At 69.2% G+C, this 23,278-nt stretch carries 21 protein-coding genes; 9 read left to right on the top strand and 12 right to left on the bottom strand.

What is annotated here, in order from left to right; translation table 11 throughout:
- Positions 1 to 28: 28 nt before the first annotated feature.
- Entirely contained in the window at positions 29 to 526 is a 498-nt protein-coding gene (greA, locus tag OP79_RS27110) for a transcription elongation factor GreA (RefSeq protein WP_033323696.1), read from the bottom strand.
- 214 nt (positions 527 to 740) lie between these two features.
- Positions 741 to 1,139, bottom strand: a complete 399-nt coding sequence (locus OP79_RS27105) for a DUF4307 domain-containing protein (protein WP_033323694.1) — start codon at positions 1,137 to 1,139, stop codon at positions 741 to 743.
- A gap of 122 nt (positions 1,140 to 1,261) precedes the next feature.
- Here OP79_RS27105 and mca point away from each other — a divergent pair, with 122 nt between their 5' ends.
- On the top strand, positions 1,262 to 2,140 hold the full coding sequence (gene mca / locus OP79_RS27100; RefSeq protein WP_078492031.1) for a mycothiol conjugate amidase Mca: 879 nt from the start codon (positions 1,262 to 1,264) through the stop codon (positions 2,138 to 2,140).
- A gap of 6 nt (positions 2,141 to 2,146) precedes the next feature.
- Positions 2,147 to 2,407, top strand: coding sequence for a hypothetical protein (locus OP79_RS27095; RefSeq protein ID WP_033323692.1), 261 nt, complete (start codon positions 2,147 to 2,149; stop codon positions 2,405 to 2,407).
- Positions 2,408 to 2,563: 156 nt separating this feature from the next.
- Here OP79_RS27095 and OP79_RS27090 read toward each other — a convergent pair whose 3' ends face one another.
- Positions 2,564 to 5,767: a tetratricopeptide repeat protein gene (locus tag OP79_RS27090; RefSeq protein WP_033323690.1), complete on the bottom strand. Its 3,204-nt coding sequence runs from the start codon at positions 5,765 to 5,767 to the stop codon at positions 2,564 to 2,566.
- Between the two features lie 371 nt (positions 5,768 to 6,138).
- On the opposite strand from OP79_RS27090, the gene OP79_RS27085 reads away from it, so the two are divergent.
- Both OP79_RS27085 and OP79_RS27080 read left to right on the top strand, forming a co-directional pair.
- Positions 6,139 to 6,456 (top strand): helix-turn-helix domain-containing protein, encoded by a 318-nt coding sequence (locus OP79_RS27085; protein WP_033323689.1) that lies wholly within the window; start codon positions 6,139 to 6,141, stop codon positions 6,454 to 6,456.
- 44 nt (positions 6,457 to 6,500) lie between these two features.
- Entirely contained in the window at positions 6,501 to 8,528 is a 2,028-nt protein-coding gene (locus OP79_RS27080; RefSeq protein ID WP_033323688.1) for a thioredoxin domain-containing protein, read from the top strand.
- Here the strand turns inward: OP79_RS27080 and OP79_RS58080 are convergent.
- Positions 8,525 to 8,650, bottom strand: coding sequence for a hypothetical protein (locus tag OP79_RS58080; RefSeq protein ID WP_281193245.1), 126 nt, complete (start codon positions 8,648 to 8,650; stop codon positions 8,525 to 8,527). The genes OP79_RS27080 and OP79_RS58080 overlap by 4 nt on opposite strands.
- A gap of 27 nt (positions 8,651 to 8,677) precedes the next feature.
- Here OP79_RS58080 and OP79_RS27075 point away from each other — a divergent pair, with 27 nt between their 5' ends.
- Both OP79_RS27075 and OP79_RS27070 read left to right on the top strand, forming a co-directional pair.
- Complete coding sequence (locus tag OP79_RS27075) at positions 8,678 to 9,532, top strand: alpha/beta fold hydrolase (protein WP_033323687.1); 855 nt, start codon at positions 8,678 to 8,680, stop codon at positions 9,530 to 9,532.
- A gap of 117 nt (positions 9,533 to 9,649) precedes the next feature.
- Positions 9,650 to 10,420 (top strand): class I SAM-dependent methyltransferase, encoded by a 771-nt coding sequence (locus tag OP79_RS27070; RefSeq protein ID WP_033323685.1) that lies wholly within the window; start codon positions 9,650 to 9,652, stop codon positions 10,418 to 10,420.
- A 16-nt stretch (positions 10,421 to 10,436) separates the two neighbouring features.
- On the opposite strand, the gene OP79_RS27065 is transcribed toward OP79_RS27070, so the two are convergent.
- The 4 genes from OP79_RS27065 to trhA all read right to left on the bottom strand — a co-directional run bounded on the left by OP79_RS27065 (position 10,437) and on the right by trhA (position 14,273).
- Complete coding sequence (locus OP79_RS27065; RefSeq protein WP_033323683.1) at positions 10,437 to 11,162, bottom strand: Mut7-C RNAse domain-containing protein; 726 nt, start codon at positions 11,160 to 11,162, stop codon at positions 10,437 to 10,439.
- A 78-nt stretch (positions 11,163 to 11,240) separates the two neighbouring features.
- Positions 11,241 to 11,873, bottom strand: a complete 633-nt coding sequence (locus tag OP79_RS27060) for a TetR/AcrR family transcriptional regulator (protein ID WP_033323682.1) — start codon at positions 11,871 to 11,873, stop codon at positions 11,241 to 11,243.
- 5 nt (positions 11,874 to 11,878) lie between these two features.
- Positions 11,879 to 13,453 (bottom strand): MFS transporter, encoded by a 1,575-nt coding sequence (locus OP79_RS27055; protein WP_033323681.1) that lies wholly within the window; start codon positions 13,451 to 13,453, stop codon positions 11,879 to 11,881.
- A gap of 103 nt (positions 13,454 to 13,556) precedes the next feature.
- A complete protein-coding gene (gene trhA / locus OP79_RS27050; RefSeq protein ID WP_033323679.1) occupies positions 13,557 to 14,273 on the bottom strand; it encodes a PAQR family membrane homeostasis protein TrhA in 717 nt (238 codons plus the stop codon).
- Positions 14,274 to 14,614: 341 nt separating this feature from the next.
- Here trhA and OP79_RS27045 point away from each other — a divergent pair, with 341 nt between their 5' ends.
- The 3 genes from OP79_RS27045 to OP79_RS27035 all read left to right on the top strand — a co-directional run bounded on the left by OP79_RS27045 (position 14,615) and on the right by OP79_RS27035 (position 19,178).
- Positions 14,615 to 16,438 (top strand): phosphoenolpyruvate carboxykinase (GTP), encoded by a 1,824-nt coding sequence (locus OP79_RS27045; protein WP_033323678.1) that lies wholly within the window; start codon positions 14,615 to 14,617, stop codon positions 16,436 to 16,438.
- Positions 16,439 to 16,683: 245 nt separating this feature from the next.
- On the top strand, positions 16,684 to 17,409 hold the full coding sequence (locus OP79_RS27040; RefSeq protein ID WP_245685463.1) for an HNH endonuclease family protein: 726 nt from the start codon (positions 16,684 to 16,686) through the stop codon (positions 17,407 to 17,409).
- A gap of 365 nt (positions 17,410 to 17,774) precedes the next feature.
- Positions 17,775 to 19,178 (top strand): cation:proton antiporter, encoded by a 1,404-nt coding sequence (locus OP79_RS27035; RefSeq protein ID WP_078492030.1) that lies wholly within the window; start codon positions 17,775 to 17,777, stop codon positions 19,176 to 19,178.
- Positions 19,179 to 19,393: 215 nt separating this feature from the next.
- Here OP79_RS27035 and OP79_RS27030 read toward each other — a convergent pair whose 3' ends face one another.
- The 4 genes from OP79_RS27030 to OP79_RS27015 form a co-directional block, all read right to left on the bottom strand.
- Positions 19,394 to 19,741, bottom strand: a complete 348-nt coding sequence (locus OP79_RS27030; protein ID WP_033323677.1) for a DUF190 domain-containing protein — start codon at positions 19,739 to 19,741, stop codon at positions 19,394 to 19,396.
- A 212-nt stretch (positions 19,742 to 19,953) separates the two neighbouring features.
- The gene (locus OP79_RS27025) at positions 19,954 to 20,538 is read right to left on the bottom strand and encodes a hypothetical protein (RefSeq protein ID WP_033323676.1); all 585 of its coding nucleotides are present in this window, start codon (positions 20,536 to 20,538) and stop codon (positions 19,954 to 19,956) included.
- A gap of 4 nt (positions 20,539 to 20,542) precedes the next feature.
- The gene (locus OP79_RS27020) at positions 20,543 to 22,102 is read right to left on the bottom strand and encodes a vWA domain-containing protein (protein ID WP_033323674.1); all 1,560 of its coding nucleotides are present in this window, start codon (positions 22,100 to 22,102) and stop codon (positions 20,543 to 20,545) included.
- Positions 22,099 to 23,274, bottom strand: coding sequence for a toxic anion resistance protein (locus tag OP79_RS27015; protein ID WP_033323673.1), 1,176 nt, complete (start codon positions 23,272 to 23,274; stop codon positions 22,099 to 22,101). The genes OP79_RS27020 and OP79_RS27015 overlap by 4 nt, the downstream gene beginning before the upstream one ends.
- Between the last annotated feature and the right edge of the window lie 4 nt (positions 23,275 to 23,278).

Here is a 23,278-nt window from a genome sequence, read left to right as displayed (position 1 = left end):
GCCGGGGGCGCGGCTCGGACTCAGGGACTCAGGCTGTGTACGGCTTGGCCTTGAGGACCTTCACCGAGGCGAGCTTGCCGTTCGGCAGTTCGTACTGGGCGTCCTCGCCGACCTTCTTGCCGTTCACGCCGGAGCCCAGCGGGGACTGCGGCGAGTACGTCTCGATGTCCGAGCTCGCGTATTCGCGCGAGGCGAGCAGGAATGTCACCGTGTCGTCCTCGTCACCGTCGAAGGCGATGGTGACGACCATGCCGGGCGCGACCACACCATCGGCCGCCGGCGCCTCGCCGACCTTCGCGTTCTCAAGGAGCTGGGTCAGCTGGCGCACCCGGAGCTCCTGCTTGCCCTGCTCCTCCTTGGCCGCGTGGTACCCGCCGTTCTCGCGCAGGTCGCCCTCCTCGCGCGCGGCCGCGATCTTGGCGGCGATCTCCGTGCGCGCAGGACCAGACAGGTACTCCAGCTCGGCCTTCAGCTGGTTGTACGCCTCCTGGGTCAGCCAGGTGACGTTCTCGCTGGTCTGGGTCACAGGTGCTCCTCGTCGGTACTGGGAATACAAAGCATCGCCCTACCCAGAAGAATGTTCCTCCAGGGGAGGGCGAAACCACGAGCCTAACAATTCAGCGGGCGAAGGGGGAGGACATAAGCCATCAGAATCGCATCAATGCAGGTCAGCGCCTACGTATTGCAGTCGGCGCGTACGGATCGGGGTCCGGCGGCACCGTCATGCGCCGAGCCCGGCGTCAGTCGGCGTGGCAGCCGAGCAGCTCCGCCGTGGTGCCCCGGGCCGTCACACGCAGCGTGACGACCTTGTCGATACGCGTGGCGTTCTGGTCGAAGCGGAAGTCGGCGCGGCCCACCTCGGCGCCGTCCTCGGCCTGCGAGCGGATGGTGCAGTAGCCGGCGACGTCCGCGTCCTTGCGCACCTCCAGGTGCACCTTGACCGAGTCGGCGGAGGTGTCGAAGCTGATCACTTCTGCGCTGATCTTGTTGCCGCCCACGTAGTAGTAGGCGAACCAGCCGATGAGGACGAGGAGAGCGACGCCCAGAACACTGCCGATGATCTTGAGCTTGCGGTCGGCGCGCTCGTCCGCGGAGCGGCCGTAGCGGCCCTCGGGCAGCTGCGTACTGGCCGTACTCATGATCGTCCTCTCTGCGGGGCGGACAGGGCCGGGCCCCGGAATTTTTCGCCCCCGATTTCGGTCACTATAGAAGCCGCCGATCGCGCCGATACAACGGGGCGCCGACTGACGAGGATTGAGTCTTGACTGACCAGCTACGACTGATGGCCGTACACGCCCACCCCGACGATGAGTCGTCGAAGGGCGCGGCCACCATGGCGAAGTACGTGTCCGAGGGGGTGGACGTGCTGGTCGTGACCTGCACGGGCGGGGAGCGCGGCTCCATCCTCAATCCGAAGCTTCAGGGTGACAAGTACGTCGAGGAGCACATCCACGAGGTACGCAAGAAGGAGATGGACGAGGCCCGCGAGATCCTCGGCGTCAAGCAGGAGTGGCTCGGCTTCGTCGACTCGGGGCTGCCCGAGGGCGACCCGCTGCCGCCGCTGCCCGAGGGCTGTTTCGCGCTGGAGGACGTCGAGAAGGCGGCGGGCGAACTGGTCCGCAAGATCCGCTCCTTCCGCCCGCAGGTGATCACCACCTACGACGAGAACGGCGGTTATCCGCACCCCGACCACATCATGACCCACAAGATCTCGATGGTGGCGTTCGAGGGGGCGGCGGACGCCGAGACGTACCCGGAGTCGGAGTTCGGCCCGGCCTACCAGCCGCAGAAGCTCTACTACAACCAGGGCTTCAACCGCCCGCGCACCGAGGCACTGCACAACGCGCTGCTGGAGCGCGGCATGGAGTCCCCCTACGGGGACTGGCTGAAGCGCTGGGACGAGTTCCAGCGCGACGAGCGGACCCTGACCACGCACGTTCCGTGCGCTGACTTCTACGAGATCCGCGACAAGGCCCTGATCGCGCACGCCACGCAGATCGACCCCGACGGGGGCTGGTTCCGCGTCCCGATGGAGATCCAGAAGGAGGTCTGGCCGACGGAGGAGTACGAGCTCGCGAAGTCCCTCGTCGCTACGTCCCTCCCCGAGGACGACCTCTTCGCGGGCATCCGGCAGTCCTGAGGGACAATGCCTGACATGAGCGCAAGCGCAAGCCTGGCAATGACGCACCTCGTCCCCCTCGCGGCGGAGGTCGACGAGGACAAGGTGACCCCTGGCGTCCTCGGCTTCATCGTGTTCGCGGTGATGGCCGTGGCGGTGTGGGGGCTTATGAAGTCGATGAACCGGCACATGGGGAAGGTCGACTTCGAGGAGGACAAGGACCCGAAGGGGGACGCCTCCGACAAGAAGGCCGGTTCCGGGGGGAAGGCCTCGCCCGCGAAGGGCTGAGAGCTCAGCGGCTTGAACTGCTGAGGCAGCGTGGCTGAATGAGACCCACTGGCTCTCATTCAGCCACGCTGCCTCATACGCCCGCTCCGACGGCTCAGGATCGACGAGTCCGCCGGCCATTGCGCCTCGGTGGCCCCTACGAGGACTGAACCGCCTCTACGAGGACTGAGCCGCCACCGCCACCCCCATGACTTCCCGGGCGTGCCGGCTCGGCACCATCCCCAAGCGCCAGGCCTGCCAGCCCGCGTCCAGGTCGACGCCCCGTTCCAGCAGCAGCTGATACGCCTCGACGTAGTCGTCGAGCTTTCCGTCGCGGGACGGGTGGTTGGTGCGGGAGAGCTGGGTCAGCTCCTCCTGGGCCACGGCGGTGCCGATCTCGGTGCCGCCCGGGGAGGCGTACGGGAGCAAGGTGCAGCGCAGGAAACGGGCCCAGTCCTCGCCCCGCCGGTCGCCGTACGACGCGAAGAGTGTCGCCGCCTCGTCGCACAGCGAAAGGGCGGACTGCGTACGGGCGTTGCCCGCGTCCACCACCGCCAGCTCCAGGCACGTCCACGCCTCGCCGTGCGCCACGCCGATGCGCTGGAAGTCCGCTCGGGCGTCCACGAGCAGTTGGCGGGCGAAGCCCGAGTTGCGCAACGAACCCGTCTGGACCGCCCGTTGGTCGCGCGTGGCCCGGGCCGAATGGTGGCGGGCGCACGCCAGGCCGTACACGTCCCGGATACGGGAGAACATCGTCCGTGAACGCTCCAGTTCCCGCACCGCCTGGTCCAGACTGCCCGACTCCTCCAGCGCCTGGCCCAGGTAGTACACCGTCCATGCCTCGCCCCGCGCGTCCTCGTTGTCACGGTGGCGGGAGATCGCCTGGCGGAGGCCGTCCACGGCGGAGGACGGGTCGCCGTCGACCAGGCGGGCCCGGGCCAGCTGGGTCAGGGCCCAGGCCTCGCCGCGAGGGTCACGGGTACGGCCGTACAGATCGAGGGCCTCGCGGAGTTCCGCCTCCGCACGCGGTACGTCGCCCATACGCAGGCCGAGCTGGCCGAGCTGGAAGTGCGCCCAGGCCTCGCCGTGCACGGACTCGCCCTGCCGGTGCAGGACCAGCGCCTGCGTGAGGAGATCCAGGGCCGTGGCGAGACGGGCCCGGTCCCGCTCCACCGCCGCCAGCGCGTGCATCGTCCAGGCGCGGTCCGCCGCGAGCTCGGGAGAAGCCTGGAGGTCCATCGCCTCCTGGAGCTTCGCCGCCGCCTCCGTGAGATTGCCCTGGTGGTGGAGCGTGATGCCGAGCGAGCACAACGCCCTTGCCGCGCCGGCGTCGTGGTGCGCCTCGAAGTAGAGGTCCACCACCGAAGCGAGCTGCGTACGCGCCTTGTCGAGCTCGCCGAGCTGACGGGCCGCGATACCCGTACGCCACTGGACCGAGCGCACCAGCAGCCCCTGGTCCACCGCCTGCGTCAACTCGCTGATCTCGCCCAGCCGGTAGAGATCGCCGCGCAGCAGGCAGTAGTCGCAGAGGGCGCCGAGCAGATTCAGTACGGCCGCCTGGTTCACACCCTCCGCGTGCCGCAGCGCCGCCGTGATGAAGCTCGACTCGTCGTCCAGCCAGCGAAGCGCCGCGTCCAGCGAGGTGAAGCCGTGCGGGCCGACCGTGTCGGCGCGCGTGGACGTCTTGCCGTCGACGAGACGGATCACCGAGTCCGCCAACTCGCCGTAGTTCACGATGAGTCGTTCCTGCGCGGCCGTACGCTCGGCAGGATCCTCCTCGTCCAGCAGACGGGCCTGCGCGAAGGCGCGCACGAGATCGTGCAGGCGGTAACGGCTGCCCCGTACATGATCGATGAGGCCGGCCCGCGACAGCGCCTCAAGGTGCCGGGTCGCCTCCGCCTCGTCCGTCGCGAGCAGGGCGGCCGCCGCCGCGGCGCCCAGGGAGGCGCGGCCCGCCAGCGCCAGGCGACGCAGCAGCCGCCGGGCCGTGTCCGACTGGTCGCTGTAGCGCAGCCACAGCACGCGTTCGGCCGGCTCGACCGGACCGTACGCCTCGAGATCCGTGGCCAGCCGGCGATGCGTACGCGGGCCGAGTGAGGAGCCCGCGATCCGCAGCGCCAGGGGCAGGCCGCCGCACAACTCCCGCACCCGGTCGCAGGATTCGGCGTCGTACGGACCCGAGGCGTCCTGCGCCGCCGCCTTCAGCAACTCCTCGGCGCCCGACGCGTCCAGCGCCTCCACAGGCAGCTGGTGCACCCAGGCGGGGAGGTCGGCGGGCAGATCGAGCGGTTTGCGTGCCGTGACCAGGACGAGGCTGTCGGAACGCTCGGGCACCAAGGTCCGTACCTGCTCCGCGTCGCTCGCGTCGTCCAGCACGATCGTCACCGGCAGGCCGGTCAGATGCTGGTGGTAGAGCTCGCTCAGCCGCCGCACCTGCTGCTCCGGCGAGGAACGCTCCCGGAACAGCAACTGCTCGCGGGACGCGCCGAGCCGGTTGAGCAGGTGAAGCAGCGCGTCGCGGGTGGACAGCGGCGGCTCCTCCGGGCTGTCGCCGCGCAGGTCCACCACGCACGCGCCCCGGAACTGATCCCTCAGCGCATGCGCCGAACGGATCGCGAGCGTGCTGCGGCCCGAGCCCGGCGCGCCGTGCAGTACGACCACCGTCGGCTTGGTCTCCGTACTGGCGCGGGCCGCGTGCACCCACTGCGTCACCCGCCCCAGCTCCTGCCTGCGGCCCGCGAACGGGCCGTCCGGCTCCGGGAGTTGATCGAAGGACCGCTCCAGGACACTGCGGCTGCGCGCCGCCGCGCTCTTGTCCGTACGCCGCAGCTGCGGCGCCTTCCGCTTCGGACCGGTCGACGCGCTGAGCACCCGCTGCTGGTCCAGGAACGGTCGGATACCACGCACCTCCAGCGCCGTCAGCCACTGGAGCCGCAACTGCTCAGGACCGCCCGGCTGGCCCAGCGCTCCGGCCCGACGACTCGCGGCAGGCAGATGCGAAGCGGTCACCTTCGCCACCGTCGCCGCGGCGCCCGCCACACCGACCACGGCTCCGGCACCGAGCGCCGTCCCCGCGCTCGTACCGAGCGCCAGGTCCGCCACACAGGCCGCGGCGGCGGCAACGACCGCGACCAGCAGGGGAGTTCCGGCGCCCTCACGCGCATACCGCTGCCCGAACGTCAGCCGCCCGGCCTCCGCCTCGTCCAGAGCCCTCGTGTACGCCTCGTACTCCTCCGCGGCCGTCCCCGCGATGGCGTCCAGCGCCCCACGCGCCCGCGACAGCAGCACACTCCCGTCGGTCCGCCCGCCCGACCGCCGAACCTCCTCCTCCACGGCCCGGGCCAACAGCCGCTCGGCATCAGCCCGATGGCTGTCCCGCATGTCAGGTCCCCCTCCGCCAGCAACGAATTTCCCGGTCAAGTGTCCTGCGGACGGAGCGGGAAGGCGAGAGAGCGATTGGCATGTTCACGCTCTCAGAATCCCGACCGCACCGACCCGCACGGATCTGTGATCCGCACCCGTACGGACTTGATCCGCACTTGCCCGGACCCATCACCTACCCCCGGTGCGGACCCGTGATCCGCGTCGCGCCCCCTTGATCCGCACCGCGTTCCGCGTGCTGCGGCAGGATGGCCCCTCGGTGACGTCGGCACGGGGCGGTGGAACGAGTGGTACCGGGAGGCGATTCCTCTGGCTGAGGAGCGCTACGAGATCTACGTGAAGGAACGAGCTCAAGAAGAAGGAGGACGATCGTGAGCGGCTACGCGCGCTGGCAGGACATCCGTGCTGAGCATGTTGCTCGTGCCGGCGGTGAAGAGGCTGTGCGGGAGGGTAAGGAAGAGCTTCTCGCAGAGATGACCGGGCGCCGCCTGGCGGAGCTGCGGCGAGCCCGAGGGCTGACTCAGCAGGATGTGGCCGACCGTATGGGCGTCACCAAGGGGCGTGTGTCGCAGATCGAGCGGGGACACATTTCCGGTCAGGACGTCCTCGCTCGGTTTGCTGCCGCGCTGGGGGGACGTCTGCATCAGGCCATCTACTTCGACGACGGGGACATCGCGGCCATCGCCTGAGGCGAGTACGTGGCGGAACCAGGATCGCGTGGGAGGGTGGGAGCATGAACCGCCTGGCCCATGAGACGTCCCCGTACCTCCTCCAGCACGCCGACAACCCCGTCGACTGGTGGCCCTGGAGTGAAGAGGCCTTCGAGGAGGCGCGCAAACGCGGCGTTCCCGTGCTGCTGAGCGTCGGCTACAGCAGCTGCCACTGGTGTCACGTCATGGCTCACGAGTCGTTCGAGGACCGGGAGACCGCCGACTACCTCAACGCGCACTTCGTCAGCATCAAGGTCGACCGCGAGGAACGCCCCGACGTCGACGCCGTCTACATGGAGGCCGTGCAGGCGGCGACCGGGCAGGGCGGCTGGCCCATGACCGTCTTCCTCACCCCTGACGCCGAGCCGTTCTACTTCGGGACCTACTTCCCGCCCGCTCCCCGGCAGGGCATGCCGTCCTTCCGGCAGGTTCTGGAAGGTGTGCACAGCGCCTGGAGTGACCGGCGCGAGGAGGTCGCAGACGTCGCCGGGAAGATCGCGCGGGATCTCGCCGGGCGGGAGATCTCGTACGGGGACACGACCGCGCCCGGTGAGGAGGAGCTGGCGCAGGCGCTGCTCGGGCTCACGCGGGATTACGACGCCCAGCGCGGCGGGTTCGGCGGAGCGCCGAAGTTCCCGCCGTCCATGGTCATCGAGTTCCTGTTGCGGCATCACGCGCGGACCGGTTCCGAGGGTGCGTTGCAGATGGCCGCCGATACGTGTGAGCGGATGGCTCGCGGCGGTATCTATGACCAACTTGGCGGCGGATTCGCGCGGTACTCCGTCGATCGCGAGTGGGTTTTGCCGCATTTCGAGAAGATGCTCTATGATAATGCCCTTTTGTGCCGCGTCTACGCCCACCTGTGGCGAGCCACCGGCTCCGACCTGGCCCGCCGCGTCGCCCTCGAAACCGCCGACTTCATGGTCCGCGAACTCCGTACGAACGAGGGCGGGTTCGCCTCCGCGCTGGACGCCGACAGCGACGACGGAACAGGGAAGCATGTCGAGGGTGCGTACTACGTGTGGACGCCTCGGCAGCTCGCCGAGGTCCTCGGCGACGAGGATGCCGAGCTCGCCGCCCAGTACTTCGGCGTGACGGACGAGGGCACGTTCGAGGAGGGGGCCTCCGTCCTTCAACTCCCTCAGCAGGACGGCGTGTTCGACGCCGAGCGGATCGAGTCCATCAAGGAGCGCCTCAGCGAGGCCCGCGCCGAGCGGCCCGCTCCCGGCCGTGACGACAAGGTGGTCGCCGCCTGGAACGGGCTGGCGATCGCCGCCCTCGCGGAGACCGGTGCGTACTTCGACCGCCCCGACCTCGTCGAGGCCGCGCTCAGTGCCGCCGATCTTCTCGTACGTCTGCATCTGGACGAGCGGGCCCGGCTCGCCCGTACGTCGAAGGACGGCCAAGTCGGCGCGAATGCAGGCGTGTTGGAGGACTACGCGGATGTTGCCGAGGGGTTCCTGGCGCTCGCCTCGGTGACCGGTGAGGGGGTCTGGCTGGAGTTCGCCGGGTTCCTGCTCGACCATGTGCTGGTGCGGTTCGTCGACGAGGAGTCCGGCGCCTTGTACGACACGGCCGCCGACGCGGAGAAGCTGATCCGCCGCCCGCAGGACCCGACCGACAGCGCCACGCCCTCCGGGTGGAGCGCGGCGGCCGGTGCCCTGCTGAGCTACGCGGCACAGACCGGCGCCGAGCCCCATCGCACCGCCGCGGAACGGGCGTTGGGCGTCGTCAAGGCGCTCGGCCCGCGGGCGCCGCGCTTCATCGGCTGGGGGCTCGCGACCGCGGAGGCCCTGCTCGACGGGCCGCGTGAGGTGGCCGTGGTCGGGCCGGCGGACGACCCGGCGACGAAGGAACTGCACCGCACCGCCCTCCTCGCCACCGCCCCCGGCGCGGTTGTCGCGGTGGGCACCCCCGGCAGCGACGAACTCCCGCTCCTCGCCGACCGCCCGCTGGTGGAGGGCGAACCGGCGGCATACGTCTGCCGCCGGTTCACCTGCGACGCACCGGTGACGGACACGGCGGGCCTCCGGCAGAAGCTGGTCTCCTAGAGCCGGTCTGCCGGCGGCGGCGCGAGATCGGCCGCGACCTCGACGGCGATCTCGATGGCCCGGTCGGCAAGTGACGAGTGGGTGCGTCCGGCCCGCCAGTGCAGGTAGATCTCCCGCGACATGAAGTCGCGGGCTCTAGCGTGCCAGACATGACCTCACATCAGTCTCACGGCGAGCGACTGCTCGGGATCAACGGCGTCGAGTTGTGTGCCGAGACCTTCGGAGACCTTGCGGGCCCGGCGATCGTGCTGGTCGCCGGGGCGGCCGCCTCGATGCTGTGGTGGGACGCCGAACTGTGCGAACAGCTCGCCGCCCGTGGCCGGTTCGTGGTCCGGTACGACCACCGCGACACCGGCCGCTCGACCTGCTATCCGCCGGGACAGCCGGCCTACTCGTTCACGGACCTGACCCTCGACGTGCTCGGCATCCAGGACGCCTTGGGCATCGAGCGCGCCCATGTGGTCTGTCAGTCGATGTTCGGCGGGATCGGACTCATCCTCGGTGTGGACCATCCCGATCGGGTCGCGTCGCTGACGTTCGTCTCGAGCTCGACCGGGGCTGACGACCTGCCGCCGCCGTCGAGCGATCTCGCCATGTCGGCCGAGCCGGATTCCTCCGACCCGGCCGCGGTCGTCGAGTACGTGGTCGCCGGCGCGAGGGCGTACGCCGGTGGCTCGCCGTACTTCGACGAGGCCGCGATCCGGGCGTTGGCCGAACGTGACGTGGCGCGCGCCAGGAGCTACGCGTCGACTCTGGTCAACCACTACGCCATCGAGTTCGACGGTCCGGCGCGAGGCGGCTTCGGCGACATCGCGGCGCCGACGCTCGTGGCTCACGGCGACTACGACCCACTCCTGCCGCTGCCGCACGGCGAGGCGCTGCGCGACGCGATTCCCGGTGCGGAGCTGCTGGTCCTCAAGGGGGCCGGACACGACCTGCCGAGGGCGGTGTGGGACGACTTCGTGTCGGCCCTGGTGCGGCACACGGAAGGAGGCCGTCCATGAACCGGCTGCGGTCGGCACTCTGGCTGCTGCTCTTCCCAGAAGTGGATCCGGGTGTACGACTCGACACCGTGCGGGGCGTACTCCGCGACGGCCCCGCGGCATAAGGAGGAGATCGCATTGTTCGACTACGACTCGGAGCTCGCTCGCTATCACGAGCGGCTGCGGAACGCCCTCGACATCCGACCCGGCGACCATGTCCTCGACATCGGTTGCGGCACCGGTCAGACCACCCGGGACGCGGCTCGAGCCGCGTCGCCGGGGACCGCGCTCGGCGTCGACGTCTCGGACCCGATGCTGGCGCGGGCCCGCCAACAAGCCGAGACGGAAGGGCTCCGCAATGTCGATTTCGTGCAGGCCGACGCCCAGGCCCATGCTTTCCCGCCGGAGTATTTCAGTCTGGGCGTCAGCCGGTTCGGCACGATGTTCTTCTCCGACCCCATCGCCGCGTTCGCCAACATCGGGCGAGCCCTGCGTCCGGGTGCGCGCTTCGTGCAGCTGGTCTGGCAGGCCGCCGACCGTCAGGAGTGGCATACCGCGATCCGGGCGGCGCTCTCTCACGGGCATGCGTCATCGACGTCGGCCCCAGCGGCCGTCGATCCCTTCACGCTGGCCGATCCGGACGTCGTGGCCGGCCACCTGACCGCGGCCGGCTTCACCGCGGTGGACGTCGTCGACGTACGCGAGCCTGTCTACTACGGCCCGGACGCCGCCCGCGCGCGTGCTGCCGTACTCCAGCTGTGGATGGCGAAGGAGTTGGTCACCGATCTGGATGCCGCGTCCGCCGAGCGTGCGCTGGATCGGCTTGGCGCGACTCTCGAGGCGCACGACACCGGCGACGGCGTATGGTTCGATTCCCGCGCCTGGCTGGTCATCGCGCGCCGGCTTTGACCAAGGGCAGTAGGGCTCAGGAGCCGAACTCCGAAACGGCGCGCGTCACGATCGCCTCCAGGCGGTCATGGTGCGCGCCCCGCCAGTACACGCGCCCACACTCCTCGCACTGCGCGAACACGTCGTACGACCGCTGCGTCCCGCCTTCGAGCCGGTCCGCGACGTCTTCCTTGACGGCCTCCTTGAGCAGGCCGTTGCAGGCCGTGCAGCGAGTCCACGGCTTCAGCTCCGGCTCGAACCGGCCCAGTACGTCCCGGAGTTGGTCCTCGGTCCGCGTGCTGTAGACGAACGCGCCGGCCCACAGCTCGCGTCGGCGCAGCAGACCGCGATCCCGGCTGAGCATCACGCGCCGCTCGGCCGCCGAGCGCGTGGCCAGGGCCGGATCGCCGATGTCGGTGGACTCGTACGCGGCGTCCACGCCCAGCAGTCGCAGCCGCCGGGCGAGCGTCCCGAGATGTACGTCGAGCAGGAAACGCAGCGGCGCCCCCGGCACGAGCTGCGGGCGTGCGACCGCCCGTACCTCGACGGACTCGCCCGCCTTCGGCACGTACGACACGGCCACCGCACGCCCGTCCACGACGAGCCCGCCGACCTCCGTAAGCGGCACACCCAGCGACTCCACGACATGCCCGAGCGTGGAGACTCCGTCGGTGACGACCTCGGTGGCCCCCGCGCGCCGCGCCTGCGGGACGAAAATGCCCAGCTCGGGGGCGAACTCGATGCGGATCTCCGGTCCGTTCACGGGGCCAGGATGCCATGACCGCCGTGCGGGGGCCGGGTCCTTTTCCGGCGCCCTGAGGTCATCGCCGGGTCATCCGGGTCATCGCTTGGGGAGGTCCTTGAAGGTGGCGAGGGTGCGGTCGAGCAGGTCCTGCACGTCACCTTGGTAGTCGTGCTCGACCCAGTAGATGGTCGCTTCGAGGAGCGCGCCCATCAGCCCCATCGTGTAGACCCGTACCTCCAGGTCGTCCTGGTCACGCCCGGTGCGCTCCGCGACCGCCCGGCACATCAGACGGCCCGTGACGGACATGCTCTCCATGACCCGGGAGCGCACGGCAGGGACCTCCGTCATCAGCCGGAGGCGCAACTTCATCTCGCGTTCCACGAAGGTCGGGTCGTCGGTGATCGCCATGCTCATCGACTGCCGGATGGCGAACCGCATAGAGTCCAGCAGACTCTCGTCCTCCGGTCGCGCCCGCAGCAGCTCCTCCGCCAGAGGGTCGTACTCGTCGGTGAGGACGATGTCCTCCTTGGTCGGGAAGTACCGGAAGACGGTGCTCGGCGAGACCTCCGCGCGATCGGCGATCTGCTCCACGGTCGTCGCGTCGTACCCCTGCTCCTCGATCAGCTCGTAAGTGGCGTTCCTGATCGCGATACGCGTCTTGAGCTTCTTCCGCTCCCGCAGGCTCAGGTGCCGGGCGGCTTCGGGGAGGGAGGTGCGTGCCGTGGTCATGCCCGTCATTGTCCGCCATCGGACTCGGTACGAGCCATGACCGGAGCCTCGCCCTCCGTGGCCCCCTCGGCCATGGCGGGCCGTACGTTCGGCAGCAGCGCCGCCGTCAGCAGGGCGGTCACGAGCGCCGCGATGCCGCACACCACCAGGACCGCGCCCATGCCGTCCACGTACGCGGCGTCGGCGGAGCGGGCGAGGCCGGGCAGGCCGAGCCGCTCGGCGACGGCGTGCGCGCCGGTCAGCGACTCGCGCGCCGCGTCCGCGGCTTCGGCCGGGAGACGCGAGGTGTCGATCCGGTCGCCGTAGGCACTGGCGACCAGGCTGCCGAGCAGCGCGATGCCGATCGCGCCGCCCACCTGGCGCAGCGTCATCAGCAGCCCGGATCCGCTGCCGGCCTCGTCGCGGGGGATCCCGCCGAGCGCCGCGTCCATCGCGGGCACCATCGCGAGGCCGAAGCCCAGTCCCGCGATGGTCAGCCAGAGCGCGGTGAACCCGTAGCCGCTGTCCGCCTCGGTACGTGAGCCGAGCAGCGCGGCGAAGCACAGCACCGCCAGGCCCGCGGTCACCACCGGGCGGGGCCCCACACGCCGCACCAGGGGCGTGCTCGCCCGCGCGGCGACCATCAGACCGCCCATCATCGGCAGCAGCCGCAGCCCGGTGCCGAACGCGTCGCTGCCGCCGACCTCCTGGAGGTACGTCGGCAGCATGAACAGCAGACCGGAGAAGACGAAGGTGCCGAGCGTCGCGGCCAGACTGTTGAACAGGAAACCGCGGTGCCCGAGCAGCTTCAGGTCGAGCATGGGCCGCACCGCCCGGCGCTCCCGTACGACGAGGGCGGCGAGCAGAGCCGCGGACAGCGCGAACGAGCCGACGACCAGCAAGCTGCCCCAGCCGTGCTCGGGCGCCTCGATGATGCCGAAGACCAGCGCACCGAGACCGATCGCGCTGTACGCGGTGGACAGCACGTCGACGCGCGGCGATGCCGGGTCGCGGGACTCCGGCAACAGGAACAGACAGGCGGCGACGCCGATCGCGACCATCGGGATGTTGATCAGGAAGATCGAGCCCCACCAGTAGTGGTCGAGCAGCAGCCCGCCGACGAGCGGCCCGAGCGGCATACCCGCGGCCATCGAGGCGGTGACGGCGGCGACTGCCTTACTGCGCTCCTCGGGCCCGAACATCGACGGCAGCACGGACAGCCCGAGCGGGATCACCAGCGCGGCGCCCACGCCCATGACCGTACGGGCGGCGATGACCAGCTCGGGCGTGGAGACGAGGGTGCCGAACAGGGCGCCGGTGAGGAACACCAGGAGCCCCGCGATCAGCATCCTGCGCCGTCCGAAGCGGTCACCGAGCAGTCCGGCGGGCAGCATCAGCGCCGCGAACACGACGACGTACGAGTCCACGATCCACTGGAGTTCACCTGTGCCGGCATCCAGCTGCTCGGCCATCGTCGGCAGCGCGACGTTGAGGATCGTCAGGTCGAAGCCGAGGACGAGCATGCTCGCGACGAGGGCGCCGAGGGCCCACCAGCGGCGGGGGTCGGGCTGGGTCTCGGCCCGTGAAGTGACAGTAGCCATGAAATGAGAGTAACTGTCAAAAGGTGCCGTCCGTCAATGAGTGGGCACGCAAAAGTGGCCGCGGCTCGAAAGCCGCGGCCACTCGAAGTGAAGTCGGAGGCGCCTACCCGTGCTGGTAAGCCACGATCGAGATCCCGACGTAGTGCGCGACGAACGCCGCGAGCGTGAAGGAGTGGAAGACCTCGTGGAAGCCGAACCAGCGCGGTGACGGGTTGGGGCGCTTGAGGCCGTAGATCACGCCGCCCGCGCTGTAGAGCAGGCCGCCGACGATCACCAGGACGAGGACGGCGATGCCGCCCGCGCGCATGAAGTCGGGGAGGAAGAAGACGGCCGCCCAGCCCATCGCGATGTAGCAGGGGGTGTAGAGCCAGCGTGGGGCGCCGACCCAGAACACCCGGAAGAGGATGCCCGCCGCCGCCGCGCCCCAGATGCTCCAGAGCAGCCACCGCCCCGTGGTGTCCGGCAGGAGCAGCATCGTCAGCGGTGTGTACGTCCCCGCGATGATCAGGAAGATGTTCGCGTGGTCGAGTCGGCGCAGTACGCCGTCGGCCCGCGGACTCCAGTCTCCCCGGTGGTAGAGCGCGCTCACGCCGAACAGCAGGCAGGCGGTCAGGACGTAGATCCCGCAGGCGATGCGGGCGCGCGTCGATTCCGTGAGGGCGGTCAGGGCCAGGCCGGAGACGACCACGGCCGGGAACATCCCGGCGTGCAGCCAGCCTCGGAGCTTGGGCTTGTCCGGGTGCGGCAGGTGGGATAGCGCTGCGGAGACGCGGTCGGCGACCGGCGAGTCCGAGGGCGCGTCGGGGACGGACGCAGTCATAGGGCGAATCGTACCTACGGAACCGTAAGTACTGAATCAGTTCGGTCAGGTGGGAAGCCTCAAGTGGCCATCGTCTCACCGAGGTTTGAGGGTCAGGTGAAGCAGTCCGCTGTGACGATTTGGGGGCGAAGCGGACAATAAACGGTGAACCCCGAGGGGAATCGCGTGGTGATGGTCACGCTTGCTCAGGTGTGAGGCGCTCTGGACATATGCGCGAACCCGTCGGATGATCAAATGAGTGCGGTCGGCACCGGATGAGCGCCAATGATCCAGACGTGAAGCATCCGGGCCGCGGCCCCCAAGGGGCATTCGACAATAAAACCCCTCATCTAGGAGCAATCGTGGCGCGCGACATCGCGGCTCCCCCTGCCGTTCCCACCAATCACCAGGAACTGATCTCGTGGGTCAACGAGATCGCAGAACTGACGCAGCCGGACAACGTGGTCTGGTGTGACGGCTCAGAGGCGGAATACGAGCGACTGAGCGAGGAGCTCGTCCGTAAGGGCACCTTCAAGAAACTCGACCCGATCAAGCGCCCCAACTCCTACTACGCGGCCTCCGACCCGACCGATGTCGCCCGGGTCGAGGACCGCACCTTCATCTGCTCTGAGAAGGAGGAGGACGCGGGCCCGACCAACCACTGGAAGGACCCCGCCGAGATGCGGGAGATCTTCGCCGGTGAACAGGGCGTGTTCCGCGGCTCGATGAAGGGCCGGACGATGTACGTCGTCCCGTTCTGCATGGGCCCGCTCGGCTCGGACCTCTCCGCGATAGGCGTGGAGATCACCGACTCCGCATACGTCGCCGTCTCCATGCGCACGATGACGCGTATGGGCCGGCCGGTCCTGGACGAGCTCGGCTCCGACGGTTTCTTCGTGCGTGCTGTGCACACGCTCGGGGCGCCGCTGGAGGAGGGCCAGGAAGACGTGCCGTGGCCGTGCAACTCCACGAAGTACATCTCCCACTTCCCGGAGACCCGCGAGATCTGGTCGTACGGTTCCGGCTACGGCGGCAACGCGCTGCTCGGCAAGAAGTGCTACGCCCTGCGCATCGCCTCCGTGATGGCGCGCGACGAGGGCTGGCTGGCCGAGCACATGCTCATCCTGAAGCTGACGCCGCCGCAGGGCGAGTCGAAGTACGTCGCCGCAGCCTTCCCGAGCGCCTGCGGCAAGACGAACCTCGCCATGCTGGAGCCCACGGTGCGCGGCTGGACGGTCGAGACGATCGGTGACGACATCGCCTGGATGCGCTTCGGCGAGGACGGTCGCCTGTACGCGATCAATCCCGAGGCCGGCTTCTTCGGCGTCGCGCCCGGCACGGGTGAGGACACCAACGCCAACGCGATGAAGACGCTGTGGGGCAACTCCGTCTTCACCAACGTCGCGCTGACGGACGACGGTGACATCTGGTGGGAGGGGATGACCGAGGAGACGCCCGCCCACCTCACGGACTGGAAGGGCAACGACTGGACGCCCGAGTCCGGGACCCCGGCCGCCCACCCCAACGCCCGCTTCACCGTCCCCGCGTCCCAGTGCCCGATCATCGCGCCCGAGTGGGAGGACCCGAAGGGCGTGCCGATCTCGGCGATCCTCTTCGGTGGCCGTCGCGCCACCGCGGTCCCGCTGGTCACGGAGTCCTTCGACTGGAACCACGGTGTGTTCCTCGGCGCGAACGTCGCCTCCGAGAAGACGGCGGCGGCCGAGGGCAAGGTCGGCGAACTGCGCCGCGACCCCTTCGCGATGCTCCCCTTCTGTGGCTACAACATGGGCGACTACATGGGCCACTGGATCGACGTCGCCAAGGACAAGGACGCGTCCAAGCTCCCGAAGATCTACTACGTGAACTGGTTCCGCAAGAACGACGCGGGCAAGTTCGTGTGGCCCGGCTTCGGCGAGAACAGCCGTGTCCTGAAGTGGATCGTGGACCGCCTCGACGGCAAGGCGGAGGGCGTCGAGACCCCGATCGGCATCCTCCCGACGAAGGCGGCCCTGGACACGGAGGGTCTCGAACTCTCCGAGTCCGAGCTGGACTTCCTCCTCACCGTCGACAAGGACGTCTGGCGCGAGGAGGCGGCGCTGGTCCCGGACCACCTCAACACGTTCGGCGACCACACGCCCAAGGAGCTGTGGGACGAGTACCGGACGCTGGTGAAGCGCCTGGGCTGACGCCCAGTCCGTCCCTGAGCTCCGCGGCCGGTCCGATCCGTCTCGACCTGCGACGTCGTCACGGCCGACCGCAGTGAGCACCACCCCGGGAGGCCGGGGCCCACACGCCGGCGTGTGGGCCCCGGCCTCCCGGCTACGGGGGCCAGTTGAGCGAACCTGACGGATGACGCCAACCTTCGGCCCAATTAATCACTTTGGGCCAATTCAAATCTGCAAACTGCGCATACAGGAGTATCTATTCCTGTATGGGAAAAACACACATAGACCTGTCAGGCCGCTATCGCGTGGCCATCGCCCTGGTCGCGGCATTCCTCCCCATCCCGGTCGTCCTGGCCGTAGCCCTGCTCTGGCCGACCGCACCGGTGTCCGTGTCGACGTCCCCCCAGCCGGCGTCGGCACGGCTTCTCGGCCAGCGGCAGATGGTGCCCGAGGCGCCGTCCGCCGACGTGGTCCGTAAGGAACTCGCCGCCCTCGCCGTCGAGGCTCCGCACTCGCTGAAGGGATACAGCAGGGACAAATTCGAGCACTGGGCCATCGAGGACCGCTGGTCCGAGACCCAACAGGTCGTGATCCATCGCGATGCCAAGGCTGCCGGCCCGGGCACGCAGGCCCAGACGGCCTCACGGCAATGGCACAGTCCCTACGACGACCGGATCCTCACCGCGGCATCGCAGGTCCACGTCGATCACGTCGTACCCCTGGCCAACGCATGGCGCTCGGGAGCGGACAAGTGGAGCCCGGCGCGGCGCCACAAATTCGCCAACGACCTGTCCACCACGCAGCTCGTCGCCGTCTCGGTAGTGGCCAACAGGACGAAGGGCGACCAGTCGCCCGACCAGTGGGTCCCGCCGAACACCGCCTACCACTGTGTGTACAGCAGGGCCTGGACCCATGTGAAGTTCACCTACGGGCTCTCGGTCACCGCGAAGGAGAAGGCCGCACTGAGCTCCATGCTGGACACCTGCCCCTGACGGGTGGTGCGAGCCGCCGGGTCCTGATCCTCGTAACGCTCAGAGGGAACGCTCAGTCGCAGGCAGAGCGGCTCCCGCTCCGCGCGGAAATCGATCAACAGGTGTGGAAGGGGCTCGCCCCCCTTCCTTGCCATGGCAGCGGGCGAGTCGCTGCCATGGCAAGGAAGGGGGGCGGCTTCCTGAAGTCCGGCACCGATCAACTTTCCGGTCAACCCGGCCAGAGTCGCAGTCGGCCCGAATGCCACGGCTCGGTTGCGGAGAGTCTCCATCCCTTCGCACAGTGTTATTGATCGTTGGAGGGAGTGGGTGCACCCGCGTCTCCGGCGCTCGAATGCCTGATCCCCCGATGAGCCGGAGGCAAGCTCATGTCCCTCACCGTTGCCGAAGTGGCAAAAATCCTGATCGTGCTGACCGTGTTCCTGCTGGCGGCGCACCTTGGCGGTTACATATTTGCGCGGTTGCGTCAGCCTCCGGTCATCGGTGAGATCGTGGGAGGGCTGTTGCTGGGGCCGAGCGCTCTCGGTTTGGTCGCCCCGTCGGTGGCCGACTGGCTGATACCGCCCTCCGGCCCCACCGCTCATGTGCTGGGCGCGGTGTACCAGCTCGGCACGATTCTGATGGTCTTCCTGGCCGGGCTGGAAATGCGCCAGAGCGGCCTGGGGGCGGAGCGCAGGACCGTCCTCTACACCACCGTCACCGGCCTGGTGATCCCGTTCGTCGGGGGCCTGGCCATCGCCCAGGCGGTCGACCCCGAAGCCCTGGCGGGCCCGCACGGATCCGCCATGAGCATCTCACTCGTCCTGGGCCTGGCGATAGCCGTGACCAGCATCCCGGTCATCTCCCGGATCATGATGGATCTCGGCATCATGGACAGCCTCTTCGCCCGGACGGTGCTCACGGTCGCCGTCGTCGAGGACGTTCTCCTCTATGTAGTCCTGGCGGTGATCCTCGGGCTCGCCCACATCCAGGCGGACACCTCCTACGGCCTGCCCGCCCTGCTCCCCGGCGATTCGATCGGCTGGGACGTGGCCTACTACGTGGGAGCGTCGCTGCTGTTCTTCGCGCTCCTCCTCGCCGGAGGCCGGGCGGCGTTCCAACGGCTCGCCACAGGTCCGCTCGGTGCGCTGGAGCGGCGCAGTCCCGCGGCGTTCCGCCTGGTGTTCCTGTTCGCGCTCTGCCTGAGCTGCATGGGCCTGGGAATCGACCCGATCTTCGGCGCGCTCACGGCGGGCATCGCCATGGCCGAGAAGAAGGACGCGAAGACGGGTTCACCCGGCCTGAGCGCGGTGCGGGGTTTCTCGCTGGCCTTCTTCGTGCCGATCTACTTCGCGCTCGTCGGCTTCCGTCTGGATCTGGTCCAGAACCTGGATCTGGTCTTCTTCGGCCAGCTGTTCGTCCTTGCCTGTGTGATCAAGTTCGGCAGCGTGTGGGTGGGCGCGCGCCTGGCCGGCAAGTCACCGTCGTGGTCGACCCACTTCGCTGTGGCGATGAACGCCCGCGGCGGCCCCGGCATCGTCGTGGCATCGGTGACCTTCGGCGCAGGGGTCATCAACGGCCAGTTCTTCGTCGCGCTCGTGCTGCTGTCCATCCTCACCTCCCAGCTCGCCGGCGCATGGCTGACCCGAGTGCTCTCGAAGGACCCGACGTTCGTCTCCTCGGACCGGCCGCACGTACCGGCGGAGGCCCTGGTCGGACAACAGTCGCTGCCCAGCGAACCACTCTCCGCAACGGTGGTGGCCCCACCGGAGACACGCTCGACGCCCCACTGATCCCCACACCGCCTCGGCCAACGCCGTGTCGGCGCAGCCCGCCGATCACGTCGGCGACGGCGTTGGCCATTGCAAGGAACCGAGCGCGTGAGTCCGGGCCGGCAAGGTTTCGTAGGCGAACCTCGAGTACGCGATCAGCGCCCCGCAGAGCCCCGTGCCGAGCAGCAGCTGTCGGCGTACACGCGAGTTGAGTCCATACTCCGACAGCAGCCGGTTCAACTTGCGGACTCCCTGCCGACCGAGCGCATGATCTCGACCTTGTCCACGACCACCAGACCCCCGCCCACCAGCTCGTTCAGCTCCGGCAGGAACGCCCGGATGCGACTCTCCTCATCGACGATCACCACCGCGACCGGCAGATTCTCGGTCAGTGACAGCAGCCGGGTGGTGTGGATCAGTGAGGAGGCCCCGAAACCTTCAAACCCTCGGAACACGCTCGCCCCGGCCAGCCCCGCCTTGCGAGCCCGGTGGACGATCTCGCTGGACAGCGGCTTGCGGCGCCACAGGTCCCTGTCCCCGGTGAAGACCGTCACCCGCAGCCCGCTGCTCATCGAGCAAGTCATGCCCGTCTCCGTTCGATCAGACGGCGCGTGGTCGACGCCGCCCTCCACGCCACCATTGACGTCAGCGCCAGACGCCAGGCCCACCCCGACTTGCGTCTACCAGGCACCCGGGAGTCGACAGCATAGGTGGGAAATGTGGCGAAACCACCCAAAACGCCGATGCCGAGGAACGACCGCCCCAGTCGGTGCATCGAGGTCAGCAGCAACTGAGCTCAGTTGGAACGGTCTTCCAGATACCGCGTATGTGACTCCTGGCGGCGAGCCTCCACCTCTCTCAGGCTCGCCGTCAGCTCCTCCATCTCGCCCTGCAACAGCGCGAGTTGGCGTTCCAGGTGCCGCTCCGGCGGATCCGTGCCCGGCGTCAGCCGCGTCCACCACCTCGTCCGTACGTAGGCGTCCACCGCCTCCGGGACGTCCTGACGTACGACCCGGGACAGGGCGTGTACCCCCTCCGGCTCCTGCGCCAGGACCTCGGTGACCCAACCCGGGTCGAGGAGGGCCGTGAGGAGTTCCGTCAGTTCGGTGAGGCGGCCGGAGGCTGCGGGTGGCAGCTCGATGTCGGCGAGGTAGTCGCGCAGCTTGCCGAAGTCGGCTCGCAGCTCGTCCAGTTGGGCCGACGGATCGGGGAAGTCCGGCAGCGGCGGGCGTTCCGGCGGGGCCAGGAGCGCGCCCGCGCCGTACAGACCCGCGACCACGACCGGCCAGTACGCGCCCGCCAGGCCCGTGAACGTCAGGCCCAGGCCCACGATGCCCAGCGCACTGCCCGTGAGGTTCTTGCGGGACTCCAAGTACGCCATGAATTTACTGGTAGCCACGGATCTCCTCGAAGGCACCGTCGAGCGAGCCCTTCTGGGCGTCGAAGAGACGGCCGCCGGTCAGTTCGGCGATGTGCTCCAGTTCGGCCCGGTCGGAGTCGCCGAAGAGGATCGGGAAGACGGGGATCTCCCGCTGCCCGCCGGGCAGCCCGGCGTAGAAGCCGTCGAAGTCCTCCGGCCCCGCCCCCACCGTGTTCTCGCCGTCCGTCATCAGCACGATCGACGTGAACGTGTCGCCATCGGTGCCCAGATGCTCGTACGCCTTCTCCAGCGACGTATAGATCGCCGTGTCCCCGGCGGCCGTGAGCGCCTCGGTGTCGCGGCGGATCCCGTCGAGACCCGCCCGCGGGTCCTCGGGCCGCACCACATGCGTCCGTACGCTCTTGACGGCGGAGCCGAACGGCATCAGCGTCACCTCCTCACGGTCGCGGAAGTCGCCCGTCAGAGCGGTGAGCGCCTTCTTCAGCTTGCCCAGGCGGTCGTCCTCGCGCATCGAGCCCGAGGTGTCGAGGACGTACACCGTGCGCGATGGCCGGCGCAGCTTGTTCTCGTACGCGTCCAGCAGCCCGTCGGCGACGGACTTGCTACCGGGGAACGGGAGTTCACGGCGGCGGCTCGTGTCGAGACCGGACGCGGGCGGTACGGAGGCGACGACCGGACGGCGATACGTACGGTTCGTGATCTTGCTCTGGACGTCCGGGGCACGCAGGGCGTCGGTGAGGCGGCGGACGGTCTCCCGAGTCCTCTGGTCGGTGGAGGCGAGCGAGGCGAGCGGGTAGTCGGCCGTGACCACGCCGTCCTTGGGACGGATCACCGTGAGGTCCTTCATGCCCAGCAGCACCGACTCGTAGTTGAGCAGCGCGTCGACGTTGCCGCGACGGTTGTACGCGGACGCCAGCCAGCCGGAGGACCCCGAGGTCAGCTCCTGCCCCTTGAAGAACTCCGCCAGCTTGGGTGTCGCCCGGTCCACGTCCACGTCCGTCAGCGCGGACTGGGCGCCGGAAAGGCCCGAGGCCACCGAGATCAACGCGGAGAAACCGGAGTTGGAGCGGGCCGGATCTGTCATGCCGTACGTCAGATCACCGGCCGCCACCGCCTGGTGCACCTGCGACCAGGTCAGGTCCTCCGGCTTCCAGCCCAGCCGCCGTACCGTCTCCGGCTTGACGCCGATCGCCACCGGGCTGGACATGATCGAGGTCTGGGACACGACCTTCTTCGCGGCGCCCGCCTCCAGGGACAGATAGTCGCTGGAGGCCAGCCACGCGGCGTCGAAATAGCGGTCCGCCTTCCCCGACGCGAGCCGGTCGACCGCGTCGCGCGTGCCCATATAGGTGGGGAGGACCGTGATGCCGGTGTCCTTGCGGACCTCCTCCAGTACGGGGCCCATGTCGGACAGCTCGCTGGAGGCGAGGACGCGGAGGACACCGGGCTTGGCCTCGGCGGGCTGCCCGGGCTCCTCCTTCGGGCTCTCGCCCCCGGTGCACGCGGTGGCCGCCAGCAGCAGGACGGCGGCCAGAGCGGTGCTGCGTACTTGGCGGAGTCTCACGCGAGCCCTCCTTCCAGCGCGCCCTGCGAGCGGGACCGCTCCAAGTACGCGGTGGCCTGCTGGAGTTCGGAGGTCAGGGACTCCACCGTGGCGGCCATCGTCTCCGTGGCCTGGGCCTTGTAGTTGTCGATCGTGTCGAGGGTCCGGTAGATCTGCTGGAAGGCGCTGCGCAGCGTCTCCGCGCCGACCGCCGGGTCCGCCGCGATGCGCTGGATCTCGCCGGACTGCGTGGCGAGCATCTCCGCGTTGCCGCGGATGAGGTCCTCCGTCGTGCCGCGCAGCGCGTTGACCTGCTCGACGACCTTCTTCTGGTTGTCGAGGGCGGAGGCGAGCATCACCGAGATGCGCAGCGCGGACACGGTGGTGGTGGCCGCGCGGTCGACGCCCTTGATCAGTTCCTCGTTGTTGCGGCGTACGACATCCATGGCCAGGTAGCCCTGCGCGCACACCGCGAGCTGGGTGAGCAGGTCCTGGTGCTTCTGGCGCACCGGGAACAGGACGTCGGCGCGGAGGGTGTCGGCCTGCGCCGGATCCGTGGCCTCGACGCCGGCGATGTGCCGCTCGACCGCCGAGTCCAGGGCCTGCGTCAGGACGACGTACTCCTGGAGCTTGCCCATCGTGTCCCAGAGGCGGACCCGTTCGGTCTGCAGGGCGGCGTTGTCGCGGCGCAGTTCGTCCTGGCCGCCGCGCAGGGAGCCGACGATCTTGTTCAACGTGCCTTGTGCGGAGGCGTACTTGGCGACGTGATCGCGCAGCTTGTTGCCGCCGGGGAGCCTGGACAGCAGCTTGCGGCCCTTGCCCGCGGGCAGGTCGCGCGGGTCCAGGTCCTCGACCGTACGCCGGAGTTCGACGAGCGAGGACGAGACGCGGGACTGGGCGTCCTCGCCGTTCGAGGGCAGGCTGCGGATCGTGCGGTCCAGCATGCGGTTGGACTGTGCGGACGCGGCACGCATCTCGCCCGAGCCGAGGGCGACGATCTCCCCCAGCTTGCCGGCGAATTCGGGGGAGCGGGCGTCGAGGGCGGCGAGTGAGTCGACGTACTCGGCGGCCTTGCGGTCCATGTCCGTACGGACCGACTCGTCGACGGGCACGAGCCCGCCGGCCTTCTCCTTCGGCACGGCCGCGACGGGCTCGGGCGGAGTGAGGGTGAAGTCTTCGTTGTCGCTGGTCACTTGT

Origin of the sequence: Streptomyces yerevanensis, assembly GCF_000716805.1 — a bacterium.
GTDB classification, from domain to species: Bacteria; Actinomycetota; Actinomycetes; order Streptomycetales; family Streptomycetaceae; genus Streptomyces; species Streptomyces flaveus.
This window is presented reverse-complemented; position numbering and strand designations above follow the sequence as displayed.